General features: G+C 64.5%; 1 protein-coding gene. It reads left to right on the forward strand.

The window, feature by feature from the left end:
- Positions 1–264 precede the first annotated feature (264 nt).
- On the forward strand, positions 265–1,356 hold the full coding sequence (locus ACRDU5_RS08495) for a hypothetical protein (protein WP_526614041.1): 1,092 nt from the start codon (positions 265–267) through the stop codon (positions 1,354–1,356).
- Positions 1,357–1,733: the final 377 nt, after the last annotated feature.

The raw sequence follows: 1,733 nt of genomic DNA on the forward strand, positions 1-1,733 counted from the left end.
CGGCTCGGCTGCGCGCAGCCTGGCGAGACGCCCGGGTCCTTCGGCGATGCGCTGCGCCGGCTCGCCGATCGGGCGACCTACCTCTACGTCGACGGCGGCCGCTACTGGTTTTAGACCCAGCCGAGCGTCACGCGCACCGCGGACGACCGTGCGGCGGCGCTCCAGGCCGATGATGTCTGGGCCGAGCTGATCAAGCGGCTGCGGGCGGACCGCGAGCGCGGGCCGTTCGCCGCCATGCACGTGGTCCCTGAGAACAGCGGCGAGGTGCCCGACGAGATGGAAGCGCGGCTCGTCGTGCTCGGCCCCGACTATCCGCATGACAGCAACGGCGACAGCAAGGCCAAAGCCGCGGCCGATGAGATCCTCACCAAGCGCGGGCAGCAGCCGCGCATCTATCGCAACACGCTGCTGTTTCTCGCCCCCGACACCCGCCGGCTGGGCGAGCTCGAGCAGGCGATGCGGCTGCTCATGGCCTGGCGCTCGATCGTTCGGGACCAAAAGACGCTCAATCTCGATGAGTTCCAGCGCCGACAGTCGGAGACCAAAGCAGCTGAGTGGGACAAGACGGTCGACGCTCGCATCGGCGAGACCTGGGTCTGGGCCCTGGCACCGCATCAGCCCGATCCGCAGCGCCCCGGGATCGAGTGGACAATCAACCGCCTGAGCGGTCGGGACGCGATCGCCAGGCGGGCCGGCAAACGCTTCGAGAGCGACGAGGCTTTGCTGAGCCAGCTTGGACCCGGACGGCTGCGCAAGGCGCTCGACCAGTTCGGTCTCTGGCGCGCTCAGGACCACGTCGAGATCAAGCAGCTGCAGACCGACTTCGCGACCTACCTGTATCTGCCTCGACTGCGCGATCGGCAGCTGTTGATCGATGCCGTCCGGTCAGCGATCAACCAGCTGGTGTGCGACCACTTCGCCTATGCCGATGGCTTCGAAGAAGCTCGCTACGTCGGATTGGTCGCCACCGGCGGCGGCGGGACCGTGATCGACCTTTCCGGCCTGATCGTGAAGCCCGAGATCTCGCTCGCTCAGATCGAAAGGGAACGAGGCGTCAGCCCGCCTCCACCTTCAATCGACGAGCAGATCAGAGGTGGATCGAACGCAGACGAGCCCGGACCGAGCCTGCCCAGGCGCTTTTACGCCAGTGTGACGATCGATCCGAACCGCGCCGGGCGCGACGTTGGCCGGATCGCCGAGGAGGTGCTCCAGCACCTCACGACCCTGCCGCGCACTAATCTGAAGCTGATGCTCGAGATCGAGGCCGATGCCCCCGACGGCGTACCCGACGATGTACAACGTCTCGTGACCGAAAATTGCCACTCGCTGAAATTCACCGCGCACGGCTTTGAATGACGGGGGTCGGCGCCCGCGCGAGACCGCGCATGATAATTCATGAACTATGAGAAGATCCGCGCCGGGCACGGATGAATCGACGGCGGCAGATGGTGCACGTTTGGACCGCATTGGACGTCGATTCGCACGCTCGAACCGTCGTGATAGCCAAAAGCCGTGTGATCGCAAGTGGTTATGTGTCGTCACAAAGTTGCACAAAGAGTGACGAATCGTGCACTTCTCGATCGTACTGAAATTCGCACGGGCTGATAAATTCCTGGAAATTCCGGAAATTCGCGTAGTTTCCCGAGGGCACGCCAAGGGGTCGACAGCCAGCGGCCGGCAGTCTGGAGGATCGGCGTTGCTTCTGGAAAAGGACGCCTCATGGCGCTGAGCCT

It is taken from the genome of Mycobacterium sp. (assembly GCF_050701515.1).
Taxonomy (GTDB): domain Bacteria; phylum Actinomycetota; class Actinomycetes; order Mycobacteriales; family Mycobacteriaceae; genus Mycobacterium.